Here is a 19,566-nt window from a genome sequence, read left to right as displayed (position 1 = left end):
AGACAACATGGCGCCCCTGAACCTCACCCCGATCACCCGGCTCACCCGCCTCACCCACCTGACGCTGGCCGCCGCCCTCGCTTTCGCCGCCAACGCCGCACTGGCCGACATTACCGTCGGCGTCAGCCTGTCGACGACGGGGCCGTCCGCTTCGCTCGGCATCCCGCAGAAGAACTCGATGCCGTACCTGCCGCAGAAGATCGGCGGCGAGGCCGTCCGCTACATCGTGCTGGACGATGCCTCCGATCCCACCCAGGGCGCCAAGGTCGCGCGCCGCTTCGTCTCCGAAGACAAGGTCGATATCATCCTCGGCTCATCCGCGGTCGCCCCGTCGATCGCCATTGCCGAGGTCGCCGAGGAAAGCCAGACCGTCCAGCTTGCCTTCTCGCCGATCGAGCTCAAGCCCGGCCGGGGCGCCTGGACCTTCCGGCTGGCGCAGCCGGTGCGGCTGATGGCCAACGCCGTCGCCGCCACCGCCAAGACCAGAGGCGTCAAGACCATCGGCTTTATCGGCTTTGCCGACGCCTATGGCGAGACCTGGCTGAAGGATTTCACCGCCGCCGCCACCGCCAACGGCCTGCGCCTGATCGCCACCGAACGCTATGGCCGCGCCGATACCAGCGTGACCGCGCAGGCCATCAAGCTGATCGCCGCCAAGCCCGACGCCATCCTGATCGCCGGCGCCGGCACCGGTGCGGCGCTGCCGCATACCACGCTGCGCGAGCGCGGCTACGGCGGCGCCATCTACCAGACCCACGGCGCCGCCACCAAGGACCTGATCCGCATCGGCGGACGCCTGGTCAATGGCGCGATCCTGCCGGCGGGCCCGGTGATCGTGCCGGAGCAGCTGCCAGCCGGCGACCCGGTGCGCAAGCCGGGACTCGACTACGTCACCCGCTACGAGAAGCAATATGGCGCCGAATCGCGCACGCAGTTCGGCGCGCATGCCTACGATGCCGGACTGGTGCTGGAGCGGATCGTGCCGGTGGCGCTGAAAAGCGCCAAACCGGGAACGCCGGCCTTCCGCCAGGCGCTGCGCCAGGCGCTGGAGAGCGAAAAGGACATCGTGGTGTCGCACGGCGTGCTCAATTACAGTGGGCAAGACCACTATGGCTTTGACCAGCGCGGCCGCGTTATGCTGACAATCGACAACGGCAACTGGAAACTACTGCAATGATCCCTAACGCATCCAGTGCATCCCGTGCATCCGGTGCACCCGACGCACCCGCCGCGGCAGGCAAGACTGGCAGCTCGCACACCGCCAGCGCGCGGCGCAAGCCGCGCGAGCCGCTTGCGCCGGATCCGGCGGTGGCCGACGCCGGCTTCGATCCGCATGTGCCCAATATCGACTATGGCGTGCTCGACAGCCTGATCGGCTACGCCATCCGCCGCGCGCAGATCCGCATCTACGAGGATTTCGTGCTGTCACTGTCGCAATGGCAGATCACCCCGCCGCGCTTCTCGGCACTGGTGATCATCTCGCGCAATCCGCACCTGAAGCTGACCGAGCTGGCGCGCATCCTGGGCATCGCGCGCTCGGGTGCGGTGCTGCTGGTCGATGCGCTGGAAGAGATGAATCTGGTCGCGCGCCGCCCGGCGGCGGGCGACCGGCGCGCCTACAGCCTGGTGCTGACGCCGTCGGGCCGCAAGACGCTGGACGCTGCCACCCGCGCGGTGGTCGAGCATGACGCGCATGTGGGCAGCGCGCTGTCCGACAGCGACCAGGCCACGCTGAAATCGCTGCTGTCCCGGCTGGCGCCGCCGCGCGCGGGCTGAGCGCCACGCTGCTGTCATCCGGCAGGCGCTTGCCATGCGTTAACATGGCCGCCATGCCAAGAACAACCGCCACGCGTACCGCATCGCGAACTGGCGCGCTGCTGCGCCGCCTGTCGCCTCTTCTTGCCGCCGCCTTGCTGATGGCCGGTGGGCCCGTCATCGCGCCGGCGCTGGCCAGGCCGCCGGCCAAGGTACAGAAATCCCAGAAGGTCCAGAAAAGCGCGAAAGCACAGAAGGACCAGATTGCCGGCAAGGCGGCAAAGGCCACGCCTTCCGCCGATGCCGGCCTGGTGCGGGCCGGCGTGCCGGCGCAAGTGGCCGCGGCCCTGCGCCGCGCCGGCGTGCCGGCTTCGGCCGCGAGCTTCTACGTAGTCAAGCTGGGCGCACCCAGCGCGCGCACCAGCTGGAACGCGCAGCAGCCGATGAATCCGGCCTCGACCATGAAGCTGGTCACGACCTTCGCCGGCCTGCAGCTGCTGGGACCCGACTACCGCTGGCAGACCGCGCTCTACGCCGACGCGCAGCCCGGCTTCGACGGCACCGTCAACGGCAATGTCTACCTGCGGGGCCGCGGCGATCCCAAGCTGGTGCCGGAGGAAATGGCCAAGCTGGTCGCCAGCGCCCGCGCCGGCGGCGCCACCGCCATCAACGGCGACCTGGTGCTGGACCGCAGCTACTTTGCCGATGGCCTGGACGGCAACGGCACCATCGACGGCGAAGTGCAGCGCGCCTACAACGTCGGCCCCGATGCCCTGCTCTATGCCTTCAAGACGCTGTCGTTCACGCTGACGCCGGATCCCGTCACGCAGACGGTGGCGGTCAGCGTCACGCCGGAGCTGGCGCAAGTCAAGCTCGACAACCAGCTGGCGTTGACCAACGGCCGCTGCGGCGACTGGCAAAGCCGCGCCACCCCCAGCGTGCAGCCGCAGGCCGACGGCACCGTGCTGGCATCGTTCGCCGGTGACTATTCGAGCGACTGCGGCGAGCACGTGCTCAATATCGCCACGCTGTCGCACGCGGAATTCACCTGGGGCGGCTTTGTCGCCGAATGGCAGCGCGCCGGCGGGCGTTTTACCCGCCTGCCCGCGTTGCGCAGCGGCAAGGTGCCGCGCGGCGCGGTGCTGCTGGCGCGCCACTATGGCCTGCCGCTGTCCGACATCGTGCGCGACATCAACAAGTTCTCCAACAACGTGATGGCGCGCCAGCTGTTCCTGACCATCGGCGCCGAGCTCGACCGCGGCGGCCCGGCCAGCCCCGAGCGCTCGATCCGCGTGGTGCGGCGCTGGCTCGCGAAGCAGGGGCTGGACATGCCCGGGCTGGTGCTGGACAACGGCTCCGGACTGTCGCGCGAGGAACGCATCAGCGCCTACGACATGGCGCGCCTGCTGCAGCAGGCGGCGGCCAGCAGCGTGGGCCCGGCGCTGGTCGATTCGCTGCCGGTGCTGGGCGTCGACGGCACGCTGCGCAACCGGATGACCGGCGCCAATGCGGCCGGCAGCGGCTACCTCAAGACCGGCACGCTGGCCGACGTGCGTGCGCTGGCCGGCTATGTCGACGCGGAAGACGGCAGCCGCTACGTGCTGGTGAGCATGATCAACCACCCCAACGCCTCGCAGGCGCGGGAGGCGCACGACGCGCTGATGCAATGGGTGTATCGCGGCGCGCCCTGAGATTGCGCCGGCATTGGCGGATCGGCCACCCCGCGTGGCCTGCCGCCAACGCCGGCGCGGCATTTTGTTAAGCGCCCACTTACCAGGATGCGTTCCGACCCTATAATGCCAGGGTGCCGGCCGCGTCCTGCGGCGGCAGCTTTCCGGGCCAGCCCCCGGCGCCGGGCCTGCATTGCCCCCTTTCCTCTGACATGACTTCCCGACAACCCTCGGTGTGGTTGCGCTTCTGGCATCGCTTCGCACCCGCCGAACGCGACGGCTTCATGGCCGGCGTACGCCGCTTTGCCCCCTCCCTTCCCGCGGTGTTTTCCTGGGGGCTGGTGACCGGCGTCGCGATGAGCAAGTCGGTGCTGACCGTGCCCGAAGCCATCGGCATGTCGCTGCTGGTCTATGCCGGCTCGGCGCAGCTGGCGGTGCTGCCGTTGTTCGCCGCCGGGCTGCCGCTGTGGACCATCTGGCTGACCGCGGCCATGGTGAACCTGCGCTTCGTCATCTTCAGCGCCGCCATGCAGCCGCACTTCAGCTACCTGACACTGGCGCGGCGCACGGTGCTGGGGTTCTTCAACGGCGACCTGCACTTCGTCTACTTCCTGCAGAAGTATTCGACGCCGGGCTATGAGCCTGGCAAGGAAGGCTACTTCTGGGGCATGGCGCTGACCAACTTTGCGATGTGGCAGGTGTCGTCGATCCTCGGCATCGTGCTGGCGAGCCTGTTCCCGGACAGCTGGGGGCTGGGGCTGGCGGGCACGATGGCGCTGATCCCGGTGATGATCGCCACCATCAATTCGCGCTCGACGCTGATGGCTGTGGTGATTTCGGCGGTGTTGGCGTTGTTGTGCTTTGACCTGCCGTACCGGCTCGGGCTGGTGGTGGCGGTGGTCGGTGCGATTGCTGCGGGCATGGCGACCGATGAACTGGCGGCGCGGGCTACGCTGCGGGGTATCCGCAAGCGCAAGTCCCCGCCGATTGGCAATGCGGCTGACGCACCGCCAGGAGACCGCGCATGAGCCATGCCGAGATCTGGATCGCGCTGGTTGGCATGGCGGTGGTCACGGTGCTGACGCGCGCGTTGTTCCTGATGGCCGGCGAGCACGTGTCGGTGCCTGACCGCATCCAGCGGGCCCTGCGTTATGCGCCCGCAGCGGCGCTGGCGGCGATCATCCTGCCGGACCTGATGACCTGGCAGGGGCATTTCACCGTGGCGCTGTCGAACTACAAGCTGGTGGCAGGGGTGGTGGCCACCGCGTTCTACCTGCTGACGCGGCGGATGGTGGGGATGATTGCTGTGGGGATGGCGGTTTATACGGTGTTGCGGTTGTTGGGTTGAGGACTGGCGCATTGGAAATGCCAGCCGGAACCCGCTTCAGCCACCAAACGCCGCAGCCGCCCGCTCCAGCCGATCCCGCACCCCGGCCCAATCCTGCCCTTCAGGCAACGTCTCGAACACCAGCTGCGAATAGCCCTGCTTGTCGAGCTTGCGCAACAACCGATACAGCTCCTGCGCATACGCGGCAGCATCCGCGGGCGCCTGCACCCAGGTGCAGCGCTGATCCGCCAGCGGCGCTCGTCCCACCCAGGCCACACGCGCAGCCGCAGGCAGAGCGGCAAGCCGCGCGGCAGCCGCCTGCGCATCCGCCAGCAACAAGGGCGTGTGCGGAGCGTAGTGCGCCTTCAGGGTGCCTGATGCGCGTGGCGCGGCAGCATCGGGCGGCATCGGCGCTTCGCCCAGCACCTGCGCCAGCATTCCGACCGTGATGGCACCGGGACGCAACAGGACCGGCCCGACGCCGGCGTCCAGGCGCGACAGATCGACGATGGTCGATTCGATCCCGACCTCTACCCCATCGCCTTCCAGCACATAGACCGCGTCGCCGAACTCTTCGCGCACATGCTGCGCGGTGGTCGGGCTGACCTGCCCGAACTTGTTTGCCGAAGGCGCCGCAATACCGCCGCGACCGCGCTTGAAGCGCGCCAGCAGCGCCTGCGCCACCGGATGCGACGGGCAGCGCAAGCCGATGCTGTCCTGCCCGCCCGCCACCGCGGCATCGATATGCGAAGCGCGCTTCAGGATCAGCGTCAGCGGCCCCGGCCAGAATGCATCGATCAGCTTCTGCGCGGCTTCCGGAACCTCGTCGGTCCAGTAGCTGATATCGGCGCCGTCGACCACATGCACGATCACCGGGTGGTTGGACGGCCGTCCCTTCAGCGCGAAGATGCGGCCGACCGCCTCGGGATTCTCGGCATCGGCGCCCAGCCCGTAGACCGTCTCGGTCGGGAAAGCGACCAGTTGCCCCGCCTCGAGCAGGCGGACGGCTTCATCGAGTTCAGCAGCCGTGGGCGTGCGCGGCGACATCGTGTTCCTTGCGTCAGAGCGGGATATGCAGTGCCTGCGCGGCGGCGGTAAAGGCAGCGTCGGCTGCCTCGGCATGCTCGCCGATGCAGTTGACGTGGCCCATCTTGCGCGACGGGCGCGCATCGTTCTTGCCGTACAGGTGCAGCTTGGCGCCCGGCTGCGCCACCACCTCGTCCCACGCGGGGGTGCGTTCCAGCCCGAACTCGAACCACACATCGCCCAGCAGGTTCAGCATCTTGCCGGCCGAGTGCTGGCGCGTGCTGCCCAGCGGCAGGCGGGCCATGGCGCGCACCTGCTGCTCGAACTGGCTGGTCTCGCACGCATCCATGGTGATGTGGCCCGAGTTGTGCGGGCGCGGCGCCATTTCGTTGGCGACCAGCGAACCGTCGGTCAGCACGAAGAACTCGATGCACAGCACGCCGACATAGCCCATTTCCGTGGCGATGGCGGCAGCCGCGGCGCGGGCGCGGTCGGCGATCTCGTGCGAGACGCTGGTCGACGGCATTTGCGTCGAGAACAGGATGCCGTCGCGGTGCACGTTTTCGGCCAGCGGCCAGGTCGCGGTGGAACCGTCCGCGGCGCGCGCGGCCAGTACCGAGACTTCATAGGCCAGCGGCAGCATCCGTTCCAGCACGCACGGCACGTGCTGCATCGCCTTCCATGCGGCACGCACGTCGTCGCGCGTCTTCACGCGGGCCTGGCCCTTGCCGTCGTAGCCCATGCGCGCGGTCTTGAGGATGCCGGGCAGCACGTGGTCGGGCAGCTGGTCGACATCGGCGTCGTGCTGGATCACCCAGTGCGGGGCCGTCGGCACGCCGGTGCGCTCGGCGCAGGCGGCAAAGAACTTCTTCTCGCCGATGCGGTTCTGCGCGATCGAGACGCAGTAGCCGCGCGGCGCGACAAACGAACCCAGTTGCTCCAGGCGGTCCAGCGACAGCGACGGCACGTTCTCGAACTCGGTGCTCACCGCCTGGCACAGCTTGGCCATCTCGGCCAGCGCGGCCTCGTCGGTGTACTGGGCGCAGATATGCTTGTCGGCCACCGCGCCCGCCGGGCTGTCCTGGTCGGGATCGAGCACGCATACGCGATAGCCCATCGCCTGCGCCGCATGCGTGAACATGCGGCCGAGCTGGCCGCCGCCCAGCATGCCCAGCCACGCGCCGGGCAGGATGGGCGCGTCGGGACGGTCGACGCCGAATTCGGCGCGCGATTCCGGCGTGTGGGCTTCGGAGAGGTAGGGATGGATATCGGTCGGCATTGCTCGGTTCCGTGTGGGTCCGGAGAATTACTGCGGCAGCATTACAGCGGCAAAGTCATGGCGCGCGCGGCTTCGGTCTGCTTGGCGCGGAAGGCTTCCAGCGCGTCGGCCAGGGCGTCGTCGGTGGTCGCCAGCGTGGCGATGGCATGCAGCGCGGCATTGGCGGCGCCCGCTTCACCGATGGCGAAGGTGGCGACCGGCACGCCCTTGGGCATCTGCACGATCGACAGCAGCGAATCCTCGCCGCGCAGGTACTTCGACGGCACGGGCACGCCGAACACCGGCACGATGGTCTTGGCGGCGATCATGCCCGGCAGGTGCGCGGCACCGCCGGCGCCGGCGATGATGGCGCGGATGCCGCGGCTGCGCGCGGTCTCGGCATAGCGGAACATGTCGTCGGCCATGCGGTGCGCGGACACCACCTGGGCTTCGAACGGCACGCCGAAATCCTTCAGCATGGCCACCGCGTGCTGCATCACGTCCCAGTCGGAACTGCTGCCCATCACGACGCCGACCAGCGGCTTGTCTTGCTTGCTCACGTTTGATCCTTGCTTGTTTGCTCCCCTCTCCCGCTTGCGGGAGGGGGGAACACCATTGGCTTTTGAAAAGCCGGTGGCAACGAAATTACTTCAGCTCTTCGCCCGTCAGGCGCGTCAGCGCCTCACGATACTTCGCCGCGGTCTTCTCGATCACGTCATCCGGCAGCTGCGGCGCCGGCGCGGTCTTGGGCCACGGCTTGCCGTCGATGCGCACCGCTTCCAGCCAGTCGCGCACGAACTGCTTGTCGAACGACGGCGGGTTGGTGCCCACCTGGTACGAATCGGCCGGCCAGAAGCGCGACGAATCGGCGGTCAGCACTTCGTCCATCAGCGTCAGCACGCCGTTGTCGTCCAGGCCGAACTCGAACTTGGTGTCGGCGATGATGATGCCGCGCGTGGCGGCAAATTCGGCCGCTTCCTTGTACAGGCGGATCGAGATCTCGCGCATCTGGCGCGCCAGCGCGATGCCGATGCGGGCCTCGACCTCGGCGAACGAGATGTTCTCGTCGTGCTCGCCCATCTCGGCCTTGGCGGCCGGGGTGAAGATCGGCTCGGGCAGCTTCTGCGAATTCTGCAGGCCGGCCGGCAGCGCGATGCCGCACACCTTGCCGGTGGCCTGGTAGTCCTTCCAGCCGCTGCCCGCGAGGTAGCCGCGCACCACGGCTTCGACCAGGATCGGCTTCAGGCGCTTGACCACCACGGCGCGGCCCTTGACCTGCTCCACTTCCTCCGGCGCGACCACGGTTTCGGGCGCGATGCCGGTCTCATGGTTCGGCACGATGTGCGCCAGCTTCTTGAACCAGAAGTCGGCCATCTGGTTCAGCACGCGGCCCTTGTCGGGGATCGGCTCGCCCATGATGACGTCGAACGCCGACAGGCGGTCGGTGGTGACGATCAGCAGCTTGTCATTGCCGACGGCGTAGTTGTCGCGCACCTTGCCGTGGCCCAGCAGCGGCAGCGAGTTGATGGAGGACTGGTAGAGAGCGTTGGACATGATGGTTCCGATAAAACGGCGAAGCCGCCGGGCGCAACATGCGTGCCGCGGCGGCCGGAACTGCGATCCGCCTTCCACTTGCGCGGAAGGCGGACACGGGACAATTACTGCACGACCTGCGCCAGCTTGCCCGACTTGTACTGCTGCGCGACGTCGACCAGCGTGACCGGCTTGATCTTGCTGGCCTGGCCTTCGCAGCCGAAAGCGATGTAGCGCGCCTTGCACACTTGCTTGGCGGCTTCGCGGGCCGGCTTCAGGTATTCGCGCGGGTCGAACTTGCTCGGGTTCTCGACAAAGAAGCGACGGATCGCGCCGGTCATGGCCAGGCGGATGTCGGTATCGATGTTGATCTTGCGCACGCCATACTTGATGGCTTCCTGGATTTCCTCGACCGGCACGCCGTAGGTTTCCTTCATGTCGCCGCCGAACTTGCGGATTTCTTCCAGCAGTTCTTGCGGAACGGACGACGAGCCGTGCATCACCAGGTGGGTGTTGGGGATGCGGGCGTGGATTTCCTTGATGCGGCTGATCGCCAGGATGTCGCCGGTGGGCTTGCGGGTGAACTTGTACGCGCCGTGCGAGGTGCCGATGGCGATGGCCAGTGCGTCCAGCTGGGTGGCCTTGACGAAGTCGGCGGCCTGCTCCGGATCGGTCAGCAGCATGGAGTGGTCCAGCACGCCTTCGGCGCCGATGCCGTCTTCTTCGCCGGCCTCACCGGTTTCCAGCGAGCCCAGGCAGCCCAGTTCGCCTTCCACGGTCACGCCGACGGCGTGGGCCAGTGCCACCACCTTGCGGGTGACGTCGATGTTGTAGTCGTACTCGGCCGGGGTCTTGCCGTCTTCGCGCAGCGAGCCGTCCATCATCACCGACGAGAAGCCCAGGTCGATCGCGCCCTGGCAGATCGCCGGCGACTGGCCGTGGTCCTGGTGCATCACCACCGGAATATGGGGATAAGCCTCAACCGCGGCTTCGATCAGGTGGCGCAGGAAATGCTCGCCGGCGTATTTGCGGGCGCCGGCCGAGGCTTGCATGATCACCGGAGCGTTGACCTCGTCGGCCGCCTGCATGATGGCCTGCACTTGCTCGAGGTTGTTCACGTTGAAGGCCGGCAGGCCGTAGCTGTTCTCGGCTGCGTGGTCCAGCAGCTGGCGCATCGAAACGAGTGGCATGTCTAACTCCTAAATAAAAATGGGATGTCTCTGTATTTTTCTGTCGGCGCTCAATGCCCCACCCTGACGATCTTCAGGGTGTTGGTTCCGCCCGGCTGCCCCATCGGCTCGCCGATGGTCAGCACGATGAAATCGCCGCGCTGCACCACGCCCTGCGCCAGCAGCAGCTCTTCGGCCTGCTCCAGCGCGGTGTCGCGGTCGGCGCTGGATTGCAGCGGCAGCGGCACCACGTTGCGGTACAGCTGCATCTTGCGCTGCGAGGCCAGGTTGGGCGTCATGGCGTAGATCGGCACATGGATGCGGTGACGGCTCATCCACAGTGCGGTGGCGCCGGAATCGGTCAGCGCGGCAATCGCCTTCACCTGCAAATGATAGGCGGTGAACAGCGCACCCATCGCCACCGACTGGTCGATGCGCGAGAAGGTCTGGTTCAGGAAGTCGGTGTCGAGCTGCACCACCTCGGACTTCTCGGCCTCGATGCAGACCGCGGCCATGGCCTCGACGGTCTCGACCGGGTAGCGCCCGGCGGCGGTCTCGGCCGACAGCATCACCGCGTCGGTGCCGTCCAGCACGGCGTTGGCCACGTCCGACACTTCGGCGCGCGTCGGCACCGGGTTGACGATCATGCTTTCCATCATCTGCGTCGCGGTGATGGTGAGCTTGTTGGCTTCGCGCGCCAGCTTGATCATGCGCTTCTGCAGCGCGGGCACGGCAGCGTTGCCGACTTCAACGGCGAGGTCGCCGCGCGCCACCATGATGCCGTCGGACGCCTGCAGGATTTCTTCCAGCACGCCCGGGTGGATGGCCTCGGCGCGCTCGATCTTGGCGATCATGCGGGCCTTGTGGCCGTGCGGCTGGCCGGCCACGGCGGCCAGCTGGCGCGCCATTTCCATGTCGGTCGCGTTCTTGGGGAAGCTGACCGCGACGTAATCCGCGCCCAGGGCCATGGCGGTCTTGATGTCGTCCATGTCCTTGGCCGTCAATGCCGGCGCCGACAGGCCGCCACCCTGGCGGTTGATGCCCTTGTTGTTGGACAAATCACCGCCGATGCGCACGGTGGTAAAGATCTCGGTGCCCAGCACCCGGTCCACCACCAGCACGATCAGGCCGTCGTTGAGCAGCAGCAGGTCGCCCGGGCCGACATCGCGCGGCAGGTCCTGGTAGTCCAGGCCGACGCGTTCTTCGTTGCCGAGCTGGCAGGCGGAATCGAGGACAAAGGGGTCGCCCGGCTTGAGCGTGATCTTGCCATGCTCGAACTTGCCGACGCGGATCTTGGGGCCCTGCAGGTCGGCCATGATCGCGACTTCGCGGCCGCACGCCTGCGCGGCCTCGCGCACCAGGCGTGCGCGGTCGATATGGTCCTGCGCGCTGCCGTGCGAGAAATTCAGCCGCACCACGTCGACCCCCGCGGCAATCATGCGCGTCAGGATCTCCAGCGAGCTGGAAGCGGGGCCGATGGTGGCGACGATCTTGGTGGAACGGGTCATGCGCGGGTTTCCTTGGTGAAGGACGGGGGCCCGGCACGGCGCCAGGCCCGGCGGATGCTTCAGCCTGCTGCGCGCTGTTCCAGCACTTCAAAGGCGGGCAGCTTCTTGCCTTCCAGGAATTCCAGGAACGCGCCGCCGCCGGTGGAGATGTAGCCCACGCGGTCGGCAATGCCGTACTTGGCGATGGCGGCCAGCGTGTCGCCGCCGCCGGCGATCGAGAAGGCCTTGGATTCGGCGATAGCCTGCGCCAGCACCTTGGTGCCGTTGCCGAACTGGTCGAATTCGAACACGCCCACCGGGCCGTTCCAGACGATGGTACCGGCGGCCTTCAACTGCTCGGCCAGCAACGCGGCGGTTTGGGGGCCGATGTCCAGGATCATGTCGTCGTCGGCCACATCCTTCACATCCTTGACGGTGGCCGCGGCGGTCGCGCTGAATTCCTTGGCGCAGACCACGTCGACGGGAATGGGCACCGAGGCGCCGCGCCTGGCCATGATATCGATGATGGCCCTGGCATCGCCGACCAGGTCGGCTTCGGCCAGCGACTTGCCGATCTTCAGGCCGGCGGCCAGCATGAAGGTGTTGGCGATGCCGCCGCCGACGACCAGGTTGTCGACCTTGTCGGCCAGCGACTTCAGGATGGTCAGCTTGGTCGAAACCTTGGAGCCGGCCACGATCGCCACCAGCGGACGCGCCGGCTGGCCCAGCGCCTTGCCCAGCGCGTCGATCTCGGCGGCCAGCAGCGGGCCGGCACAGGCGATCGGGGCATACCTGGCGATGCCATGGGTGGTGGCCTCGGCGCGGTGCGCGGTGCCGAAGGCGTCGTTTACATATACGTCACAGAGCTTGGCCATCTTCTGGGCCAGCTCGTCGCTGTTCTTCTTCTCGCCCTTGTTCACGCGGCAGTTTTCCAGCAGCACCACCTGGCCGGGCGCGACCTCGACGCCGTCGACCCAGTTCTGCACCAGCTTGACCGGCTTGCCCAGCAGCTCGGACAGGCGCGTGGCGATCGGCGCCAGCGAGTCTTCCGGCTTAAACTCGCCTTCGGTCGGGCGGCCCAGGTGGGAGGTGACCATCACCGCTGCGCCGGCGGCCAGGCAGGCCTCGATCGCGGGCACCGAGGCGCGGATGCGGGTGTCCTCGGTGATATTGCCGGCGTCGTCCTGCGGCACGTTCAGGTCGGCGCGGATAAACACCCGCTTGCCGGAGATTTTGCCTTGGGAAATCAGATCGGAAAGACGCAGGACAGTGGTCATGACGGTGAAAGGCGCGAGATTTCGCTGAAAAATCGGGAAAACGGGATTTTACCTGATCGCGGTCGACGCTTTGGCGATTCCGGGTCGCAATGGTTTTGCAATGTGCGCCAGCACGCACAATACGGTTCCTTGCCGGGCTGACCGATTCCCTGCCTCCCCACGAAAGAAGGGGCCGGGGAATGTCCCCCTGATCCCCCGAGTGCGGTAATGTATGCAACGTCTGCTTAAACAGACACGCACTGACACCAGAGCCGGTCCAGCAAAACGGCCAGGACAACACCAGGCGGATAACAAAAAGGCAGGCCGGCGTGCGCGTGGGCGCACAGCCGGCGCCGCGCATTGTCTTGTCGCGAATGCAGGGGGTAATCAGATGAAAGAAGCCGACATGCACGGAGCGATCCGTGGCTTGTACGAGGGCATTCTCGATCCCGGTGCGTGGCAGCAGAGCCTGCGCACCCTGACCGATATGGCCGGATCGGCGCACGCCTCGATGATGGTCTGGGACACGGTACGCGACCAGGTCACCGTCAATGAAATTGTCAATCCGGTGGTGGAGTTGTTCACCGAGTACGAATCGGATTTCCAGACCATCGACCCGGCCAAGCAGTTCGCACCGCGGCTGCAGCCCGGCGCGTGGTACGTCGACGCGCGCGAGCTGGGCGAAGGCGCCATGGCGCGCCACCCGTTCTACCGCGATTTCTTTCACCGCTATGACCTGCGCTCGTACGTGGCATGCCTGGTCGCGCGCCAGCCGCACTACGAAGTCTATTTCTCGATGCAGCGCGGACGCACGCAGCCGCTGTTCTCGACCGACGACACCCGCGGCATGGACTGGATCATCCCGCATATGCGCAGCGCCATGGCCATGCGCGACCGCACGCTGGGCCTGACGGTGCTGGCGCGGCTGTCGTCGCAGCTGGTGGAGCGGCTCAACTTCGCGCTGCTGGTGTTTTCGCCGCAGCGCCAGGTGCTGCTGGGCAACCGCGCCGGCGAACGCTGGGTGCGGCGCCTGGACCCGGCGGGCAAGGTCTCTGACTGGACCCTGTCACGCCCGTTCGGCGAAATGCTGGCCGCGGCTTGCGATCCGCAGCGCGCGGTGGCCGCCCAGGCCGCGCGCGCCACCGACGGCAACGGCAGCAGCGCGCAGGTGATCGTGCTGCCGCTGCCGCCCTCGCACGCCTTTGCCGCGCAGTGGCAGGAGCCGGCGGCGCTGGTGGTGGTGCACGAGCACGACAACGCGCCGCTGTTGCTGGCTCCGGTGCTGCGCGACCTGTACGGCCTGACGCCGGCGGAAACGCGGCTGGCGACCCGGCTCGCCGGTGGCCAGGGCCTGCCCGAAGCCAGCCAGCAGCTGAACATCCGCCATGAAACGGCGCGCACGCAGCTCAAGGCCGTCTTCAACAAGACCGGCACCAACAGCCAGGCCCAGCTCACCCACCTGCTTTCGCGGCTGGGCGCGGCACTGGAAGGGGCCTGAATTCCACCCTCGCGCGGTACGCCGGCCGGCAACACACCGGCAGCCCTGGCACAGCCGCGCGAAGGAAGTACCAAAAGTACGAAAAAGAAGAAAGAAGAAAAACCATGAGCGACACGCCGATGCATGAAACCATCCGCGCGCTGTACGAGGGGATCTTCGACGCCGATGCCTGGCGCCGCAGCCTGGGTGCGCTTTGCCAGGCCAGCGACAGCTCGCATGCGCTGCTGCTGGTGCGCGATACCGTCCACGAACGCGTGCTGGTGAACCAGGTGGTCAATCCCGTGCCCGAAGCGGTGGCCGCCTACAGCGAATACTACGAAACCATCGATCCGGCCCTGCCCTTCGCCCAGCGCATGTCGGTGGGCAGCTGGTATATCGATTCGCGCGAACTGGGTGCGCAGGCGATGCGACACTCGCCTTTCTATGGCGACTTCCTGCACCAGTTCGAGCAATCGTCGGTGATGGCCTGCCTGATCGAGCGCAAGCCGCACTATGAAGTGTTCCTGTCGCTGCAGCGGCCGCTGGGCGGCAACCAGTATTCGCCCGAGGACGCGCGCGCGCTCGACTGGGCGATTCCGCATGTGCGCCACGCCATGGCGCTGCGCGACCGCACGCACCAGGTGTCGGCGCTGGCGCATGCGTCGAGCCAGTTGCTGGAACGGCTGCCGTTTGGGGTGATCGTGTTGCGGGACGATGGCAAGACGCTGCTTGCCAACAGTACGGGAGAGGCGTGGGTGCGGCGGCTGCTGCCAGCGGTGTCGGCGGCGGTGTCGGCGGCGATTTCGGCGGCAAGCGGCCGGGCTGAAGAATGGCGGCTGTCGCGGCCGTTTGCCGAAGCATTGAAGGCCGCGTGCGATCCGGGCAATCCGCAGCCGGCGCAGGCGCTGCGGGCGGTGGATAACGGCGGGCGGCAGGCGCAGATTATCTTGTTGCCCTTGCCGCCGGCGCATCAGCTGTCGATGGACTGGCAGCGGCCCAGCGTGCTGGTGGCGATCCATGAACCGGGAGTCGCGCCGATGACATTGCCGGCCGTGCTGCGGGACTTGTACGGGCTGACGCCGGCGGAAACGCGCTTGGCGCTGCAGCTGTCGACCGGGATGGGGCTGCCCGAGGCTTGCGAGCAGATCGGGATCCGGCGGGAGACCGGCAGGACGCAGTTGAAGGCGATTTTCAACAAGACTGCCACTGGGACGCAGGCCCAGTTGGCGCATTTGCTGACGAGGTTGGGCGTCAGGGCTTAGGGGTTAGGGGTTAGGCCGCAAACCTGTCACCGGCCGCCTGTTTGCCCCCCTCTCCCGCCTGCGGGAGAGGGGCGGGGGTGAGGGCCGGAGCCTCAACGAAGTGAAGCCCCTTATGCAACCTCAGTCGCAACCTCAGTCGATCGAAGCCCCCACCGTCTTCACCACCCCCGCCCACTTCTGCCGGTCGGCCTTGACGGTTGCCTTGAACTGCTCCACCGACTCGATCCGCGGCGTATTGCCGGCATCGACCAGCTTCTGCCGGATCGACGGGGTTTCCAGCGCAACCTTGACCGCGTCGTTGAGCTTGCGTGCGATCTTCGGATCCAGCCCCTTGGGACCGAAGAAGCCGAACCAGATGGTGCTGTTGTAGCCAGCGACGCCGCTCTCGGCAATGGTCGGCACGTCCGGAATCACCGGCACGCGCTTGCTGGTGGTCACGCCCAGCAGCCGCACCTTGCCGGCGCGGTATTGCGGCAGCACGCTCTGCACCTGGTTGAAGATGCAGCAGACCTCGCCCTTGAGCACGGCCTGCAGCGCATCGGGGCCGCCCTTGTACGGTACGTGGGTCATGTCCAGGCCCGCGCGGGCATTGAATTCGGCGAAAGCCAGGTGCGTGCCGGTGCCGTTGCCGGTCGAGGCATAGTTGTACTTGCCTGGATTGGCCTTCACCTTCTCGATGAATTCCTTCACCGTCTTCACGTCGATCACGGCCGGGTTGACGGTCAGCACGTTGGACACTTCGACCAGCGGCGCCACCGGCGTGAAATCGGCTTCGGCGTCGAATGGCAGGTTCTTGTACAGCGCCGGGTTGATGCCGTGCGTCGCCGCGGTGCCAAGCAGCAGCGTATAGCCGTCCGGCTTGGCGTGCGCCACCACCTCGGAGGCAACGTTGCCGCCGGCGCCCGGCCGGTAGTCATAGATGATCGTGGTCTTGAGCGACTTCTGCAGCGATTCCTGCAGCGCGCGGCCCACCATGTCGACGCCGGAGCCGGCGGTGAAACCCATCAGGATGGTCACCGGCTGCGTCGGCCACTCGCCCTGGGCCTGGGCGGGCGCGCTCACGGCAGCGGCGGCGCACAGGGCGGCCATGCCTGCGGCCAGGCGGAAAGCGGAACGGAAGGACAAGCGCGGCAGGCGGAACGAGATGGGCATGGGGGTGGGCATGGGGGCACCGTCAGTAAAGTCAGCACAAGAGGGCTGCCGGGGTCTGGGCCCCGGGCAGCGCCACAAGATAGCAAGGATCCTGCCAAAACCAAACGAACCAGTTCGCTTGAAGGTATGCCCTGGAAGTATATGGTGGGCGCGGCGTGACGCTCAGCGGCGCAGCAGGCCCACCAGGTCGTCGATATCCGGCAATGGCGCACCGGTTCCCGCAGTGCTTTCGTCATCCGCCTCCAGCAAGCCGTCGGCCAGCGCGCGCTTGTCGCGGTGCAGGTCGACGATGCGCTCCTCGATGGTGCCGGCGTTGATCAGCCGGTACACCGTCACGGGGCGCTGCTGGCCGATGCGGTGCGCGCGGCCCATGGCCTGGTCCTCGGCGGCGGGGTTCCACCATGGGTCGGCGATGATCACGTAGTCGGCCGCGGTCAGGTTCAGGCCGAAGCCGCCTGCCTTCAGGCTGATCAGGAAGACATCGCCCTCGCCCGCCTGGAAGGCGGCCACGCGGCGCGTGCGCTCGGCCGCCGGCGTGGCGCCGTCCAGGTACTGCAGCGCGAGCCCGGCGCGCTCCAGGCCCTGGCGCAGCAGCTGCAGGAAATCGACGAACTGGCTGAACACCAGCGTCTTGTGGCCGCTGGCGGCCAGTTCGCTCGCCAGAGCGACGAAGGCGCGCAGCTTGGCGCCCTCTTCCCCCTCCCGCAGCTGGCTGCCGATTTCCGGCGTGGCCAGGCGCGGGTCGCACGCGGCGCGGCGCAGGCGCATGATCTGCGCCAGCACATGGATGCGCGCTTGCGATTGCTGCTGCGCCTGCGCGAGGGCGCGCGCCTTTGCCCCTGCAGGCGCGCCTTGCGTGGCCTTGCGCACCGCCTCCACGCGCGCCAGCGCGGCTTCGGCCTGGGTCTGCGCTTGCCGGCGCAGCGCTTCGTAGTGCGCGGCTTCGACCGCGTCGGGCTCGACGCGGATCACCAGCTCCGTGCGCGGCGGCAGTTCGTCGAGCACCTGGGCCTTGGTCCGGCGCAGCACGAAGGGCGCGATCATGCGGCGCAGGCGCCGGCGGGCCTCGCGCACGCCGCCGCGCTCGATCGGATTGGCAAAATGTTCGTTGAAACGGGCCAGCGAGCCCAGCAAACCCGGGTTGCAGAAGCGCATCACCGACCACAGCTCGGCCAACCGGTTTTCCACCGGCGTGCCGGTCAATGCCATACGGAAATCCGCCTGCAGCTCGAACATCGACTGCGCGCGCCGCGTGACGGCGTTCTTGAATGCCTGCGCTTCGTCAGCGACCACGGTATGCCAGTCGCGCGCGCAGAAATCCTGGCGCGCCTGCTGCAGCAGCGTGTACGAGACGATCACCAGGTCATGTGGGCCTGCCTGAGCCAGCAGCGTATCGCGCGCATTCTCTGCACTCTCTCCATAGACCTGGACATTCAGGGTCGGCGCGAAGCGTCGCGCTTCGGCGGCCCAGTTGCCGCACACCGAGGTGGGCACGATCACCAGCGCGGCGCCGCCGGCCGCGCGCGCCACCAGCACCGCCAGCGCCTGCACGGTCTTGCCCAGGCCCATGTCGTCGGCCAGGCAGGCGCCCAGCCCCGAGGCGGCCAGCGTCATGGCCCAGCGGTAGCCGGCTTCCTGGTAGGGGCGCAGCTCCGCCGCCAGCGTGGCGGGCACGGTGGTTGGCGTGTCGCGCGCCGCGCGCAGGCGGGCGATGCGCTGGCGGAAGTGGGCGTCGGGATCGATGCCCGCGCCGGCCAGCACGTCGTCCAGCCACGGCGTGGCCATCTGCGGCACGCGGATGCCGTCGGGAATGCGTTCGGCCACCGACGCCAGGTCGTGCAACTGGCCGCGCAGCGCGCGGGTCAGCGCCACGAAGACACCCTGCCCCATCGGCACGAAGCGGCCGGCGTGGCTGCCGGTCCAGTCGATCAGCTTGCCCAGCTCCAGCACCAGCCCCTCGGCCACGCGCAGCTCGCCGGCCAGCCGGTACCAGGCGCCACGGCTTTCGATGTGGACGCCGAGCTGCGGCAGGTCGGCGGGCACGATGCGGATTTCCTTGCCGCGCGGCCATTCCACAGCCTGCACCGCGGGCAGGCCGGGCAGCGCCTCCAGCACGGTCAGCGCGTCTTCGGGATCGTCCAGCGTCCAGGTATATTCACCGCCCGGCGGCGACTGCGTGACCAGCACCGGCAGCGCGGCGAAGACCTCGGCCACGCTGGCCAGTTCGGCATCGAGATCGCGCTGCGTGACCAGCGTCTCGCCGCGCACCGCGGCCATCAGGCGTTCCCTGCCCGCGCCCGGCGCGAGCCGGGGCCCGAGCTGGCCCAGCGGCGTGACCACCAGCCGCATCGTGATACCGCGCCCGGCCACGCCGCCGATCGGCGCAACCTCCGCGCGCAGCCGCGCTTCGGCCTCGACCGTGCGCGAGCCGGCAGCCTGGTCGGCGTGGACCTGGAAATGGCCGGCCAGCGCGCGCAGCGTGCGATCGAGCTGGGCCTGGCCATCCTCCGGGATCGCCAGCCCGTCGCCGATCAGCCGCGCGGCGTCGAACTGCGCCGGGGTGAAGCGCAGCACCTTGAGCCGGTGCGGCCCGTCGCGCAGCACCGTGACCTGGCGCAGCGCCTCCGCCTCCTGGCGCGCCGCGGCGGGCAGCAGGGCCTCCATCGCCGGCGCCTCGCGCAGCGGCGGATAGAGGCGCAGCACGAAGCGACCAGCGCTGTGCACGGCCTCCAGCGCGGGCGCGTCCTCGACCACCTCCAGTGTCTGCGCCGGCGCGTGGGCGAGCACCACGGCCGGGTGGCCGACCAGCGCCATGGCGGCGGCGGCGCGGTCCAGCACATAGCGCCGGTTGTGCGAGGCATCGCGCCGGATCGCGCACGCGACGCGCGCGTCCCACGGCTCGAGCCGGTCGTCCTCGGCCACGCGCGCCAGCGGCACCGGCCTGGGCTTGCCCCAGCCACGCGCGCCGCGCACTTGCTCCAACGGCTCGATGGTGGCCACCGCGCCGTCCGGCTCCAGCGTCAGCGCCCACAGCAGGCGGCGGCCGCTCTCGCCGGCGGCGACGGGTTCGGCGCTGGCGAGGGCGCGCAGCGCTTCCAGCGCCTGCTCCCAGCCAGGCTGGCCGGGTTCGGCATGCGGGTCGGAATGTGTGGTCAAAGGCACGACGAAATGGACTGGCGTCGGAAGCAGGCCCT

General features: G+C 68.2%; 16 protein-coding genes. 7 read left to right on the top strand and 9 right to left on the bottom strand.

Going from position 1 to position 19,566, the window contains the following annotated elements:
• Positions 1 to 7: 7 nt before the first annotated feature.
• The 5 genes from E0W60_RS13505 (at position 8) to E0W60_RS13485 (ending at position 4,773) form a co-directional block, all read left to right on the top strand.
• Positions 8 to 1,177 carry an ABC transporter substrate-binding protein gene (locus tag E0W60_RS13505; RefSeq protein WP_133093826.1) on the top strand — a complete coding sequence of 390 codons (1,170 nt, stop codon included), beginning with the start codon at positions 8 to 10 and terminating at the stop codon, positions 1,175 to 1,177.
• Complete coding sequence (locus tag E0W60_RS13500) at positions 1,174 to 1,776, top strand: MarR family winged helix-turn-helix transcriptional regulator (protein WP_135704554.1); 603 nt, start codon at positions 1,174 to 1,176, stop codon at positions 1,774 to 1,776. The genes E0W60_RS13505 and E0W60_RS13500 overlap by 4 nt, the downstream gene beginning before the upstream one ends.
• Positions 1,777 to 1,820: 44 nt before the next feature.
• Positions 1,821 to 3,446 carry a D-alanyl-D-alanine carboxypeptidase/D-alanyl-D-alanine endopeptidase gene (dacB, locus tag E0W60_RS13495; RefSeq protein ID WP_135704552.1) on the top strand — a complete coding sequence of 542 codons (1,626 nt, stop codon included), beginning with the start codon at positions 1,821 to 1,823 and terminating at the stop codon, positions 3,444 to 3,446.
• A 191-nt stretch (positions 3,447 to 3,637) separates the two neighbouring features.
• Positions 3,638 to 4,453 carry an AzlC family ABC transporter permease gene (locus E0W60_RS13490; RefSeq protein WP_135704549.1) on the top strand — a complete coding sequence of 272 codons (816 nt, stop codon included), beginning with the start codon at positions 3,638 to 3,640 and terminating at the stop codon, positions 4,451 to 4,453.
• Positions 4,450 to 4,773, top strand: coding sequence for an AzlD domain-containing protein (locus E0W60_RS13485; protein WP_135704548.1), 324 nt, complete (start codon positions 4,450 to 4,452; stop codon positions 4,771 to 4,773). The genes E0W60_RS13490 and E0W60_RS13485 overlap by 4 nt, the downstream gene beginning before the upstream one ends.
• Positions 4,774 to 4,809: 36 nt before the next feature.
• Here E0W60_RS13485 and E0W60_RS13480 read toward each other — a convergent pair whose 3' ends face one another.
• From E0W60_RS13480 to E0W60_RS13450, 7 genes are all read right to left on the bottom strand, one after another.
• Positions 4,810 to 5,799, bottom strand: a complete 990-nt coding sequence (locus E0W60_RS13480) for an L-threonylcarbamoyladenylate synthase (protein WP_133093821.1) — start codon at positions 5,797 to 5,799, stop codon at positions 4,810 to 4,812.
• 13 nt (positions 5,800 to 5,812) lie between these two features.
• Positions 5,813 to 7,057, bottom strand: coding sequence for a 5-(carboxyamino)imidazole ribonucleotide synthase (locus tag E0W60_RS13475; RefSeq protein WP_133093820.1), 1,245 nt, complete (start codon positions 7,055 to 7,057; stop codon positions 5,813 to 5,815).
• 41 nt (positions 7,058 to 7,098) lie between these two features.
• Positions 7,099 to 7,596, bottom strand: coding sequence for a 5-(carboxyamino)imidazole ribonucleotide mutase (gene purE / locus E0W60_RS13470; protein ID WP_135704546.1), 498 nt, complete (start codon positions 7,594 to 7,596; stop codon positions 7,099 to 7,101).
• A gap of 85 nt (positions 7,597 to 7,681) precedes the next feature.
• The gene (locus E0W60_RS13465; RefSeq protein ID WP_133093818.1) at positions 7,682 to 8,590 is read right to left on the bottom strand and encodes a phosphoribosylaminoimidazolesuccinocarboxamide synthase; all 909 of its coding nucleotides are present in this window, start codon (positions 8,588 to 8,590) and stop codon (positions 7,682 to 7,684) included.
• A gap of 104 nt (positions 8,591 to 8,694) precedes the next feature.
• On the bottom strand, positions 8,695 to 9,759 hold the full coding sequence (gene fba, locus E0W60_RS13460) for a class II fructose-bisphosphate aldolase (protein ID WP_133093817.1): 1,065 nt from the start codon (positions 9,757 to 9,759) through the stop codon (positions 8,695 to 8,697).
• A 50-nt stretch (positions 9,760 to 9,809) separates the two neighbouring features.
• Positions 9,810 to 11,246, bottom strand: coding sequence for a pyruvate kinase (pyk, locus tag E0W60_RS13455; protein ID WP_133093816.1), 1,437 nt, complete (start codon positions 11,244 to 11,246; stop codon positions 9,810 to 9,812).
• 59 nt (positions 11,247 to 11,305) lie between these two features.
• Positions 11,306 to 12,502: a phosphoglycerate kinase gene (locus tag E0W60_RS13450; protein WP_135704544.1), complete on the bottom strand. Its 1,197-nt coding sequence runs from the start codon at positions 12,500 to 12,502 to the stop codon at positions 11,306 to 11,308.
• A 370-nt stretch (positions 12,503 to 12,872) separates the two neighbouring features.
• Here E0W60_RS13450 and E0W60_RS13445 point away from each other — a divergent pair, with 370 nt between their 5' ends.
• Together E0W60_RS13445 and E0W60_RS13440 are read left to right on the top strand one after the other, a co-directional pair.
• Positions 12,873 to 13,979, top strand: a complete 1,107-nt coding sequence (locus tag E0W60_RS13445; protein ID WP_135704542.1) for a helix-turn-helix transcriptional regulator — start codon at positions 12,873 to 12,875, stop codon at positions 13,977 to 13,979.
• A gap of 104 nt (positions 13,980 to 14,083) precedes the next feature.
• Entirely contained in the window at positions 14,084 to 15,220 is a 1,137-nt protein-coding gene (locus tag E0W60_RS13440) for a helix-turn-helix transcriptional regulator (protein ID WP_133093813.1), read from the top strand.
• Between the two features lie 132 nt (positions 15,221 to 15,352).
• Here E0W60_RS13440 and E0W60_RS13435 read toward each other — a convergent pair whose 3' ends face one another.
• Positions 15,353 to 16,372 carry a Bug family tripartite tricarboxylate transporter substrate binding protein gene (locus E0W60_RS13435; protein ID WP_133094212.1) on the bottom strand — a complete coding sequence of 340 codons (1,020 nt, stop codon included), beginning with the start codon at positions 16,370 to 16,372 and terminating at the stop codon, positions 15,353 to 15,355.
• Between the two features lie 162 nt (positions 16,373 to 16,534).
• Positions 16,535 to 19,534, bottom strand: coding sequence for a DEAD/DEAH box helicase (locus tag E0W60_RS13430; RefSeq protein ID WP_240745923.1), 3,000 nt, complete (start codon positions 19,532 to 19,534; stop codon positions 16,535 to 16,537).
• Positions 19,535 to 19,566 lie beyond the last annotated feature (32 nt).

Source organism: Cupriavidus oxalaticus, assembly GCF_004768545.1.
In the GTDB taxonomy this organism is placed as follows: Bacteria; Pseudomonadota; Gammaproteobacteria; order Burkholderiales; family Burkholderiaceae; genus Cupriavidus; species Cupriavidus oxalaticus_A.
The sequence above is the reverse complement of the archived record's forward strand: the minus strand, read 5'-3'. Positions and strand labels throughout refer to the sequence as shown.

What these genes read in the sequence shown, in the direction of transcription:
- E0W60_RS13505 (WP_133093826.1), top strand. Translation starts at nt 8, where the DNA reads ATGGCGCCCCTGAACCTCACCCCGATCACCCGGCTCACCCGCCTCACC.
- E0W60_RS13500 (WP_135704554.1), top strand. Translation starts at nt 1,174, where the DNA reads ATGATCCCTAACGCATCCAGTGCATCCCGTGCATCCGGTGCACCCGAC.
- dacB (WP_135704552.1), top strand. Translation starts at nt 1,821, where the DNA reads ATGGCCGCCATGCCAAGAACAACCGCCACGCGTACCGCATCGCGAACT.
- E0W60_RS13490 (WP_135704549.1), top strand. Translation starts at nt 3,638, where the DNA reads ATGACTTCCCGACAACCCTCGGTGTGGTTGCGCTTCTGGCATCGCTTC.
- E0W60_RS13485 (WP_135704548.1), top strand. Translation starts at nt 4,450, where the DNA reads ATGAGCCATGCCGAGATCTGGATCGCGCTGGTTGGCATGGCGGTGGTC.
- E0W60_RS13480 (WP_133093821.1), bottom strand. Translation starts at nt 5,799, where the DNA reads ATGTCGCCGCGCACGCCCACGGCTGCTGAACTCGATGAAGCCGTCCGC.
- E0W60_RS13475 (WP_133093820.1), bottom strand. Translation starts at nt 7,057, where the DNA reads ATGCCGACCGATATCCATCCCTACCTCTCCGAAGCCCACACGCCGGAA.
- E0W60_RS13465 (WP_133093818.1), bottom strand. Translation starts at nt 8,590, where the DNA reads ATGTCCAACGCTCTCTACCAGTCCTCCATCAACTCGCTGCCGCTGCTG.
- fba (WP_133093817.1), bottom strand. Translation starts at nt 9,759, where the DNA reads ATGCCACTCGTTTCGATGCGCCAGCTGCTGGACCACGCAGCCGAGAAC.
- pyk (WP_133093816.1), bottom strand. Translation starts at nt 11,246, where the DNA reads ATGACCCGTTCCACCAAGATCGTCGCCACCATCGGCCCCGCTTCCAGC.
- E0W60_RS13450 (WP_135704544.1), bottom strand. Translation starts at nt 12,502, where the DNA reads ATGACCACTGTCCTGCGTCTTTCCGATCTGATTTCCCAAGGCAAAATC.
- E0W60_RS13445 (WP_135704542.1), top strand. Translation starts at nt 12,873, where the DNA reads ATGAAAGAAGCCGACATGCACGGAGCGATCCGTGGCTTGTACGAGGGC.
- E0W60_RS13440 (WP_133093813.1), top strand. Translation starts at nt 14,084, where the DNA reads ATGAGCGACACGCCGATGCATGAAACCATCCGCGCGCTGTACGAGGGG.
- E0W60_RS13435 (WP_133094212.1), bottom strand. Translation starts at nt 16,372, where the DNA reads ATGCCCATCTCGTTCCGCCTGCCGCGCTTGTCCTTCCGTTCCGCTTTC.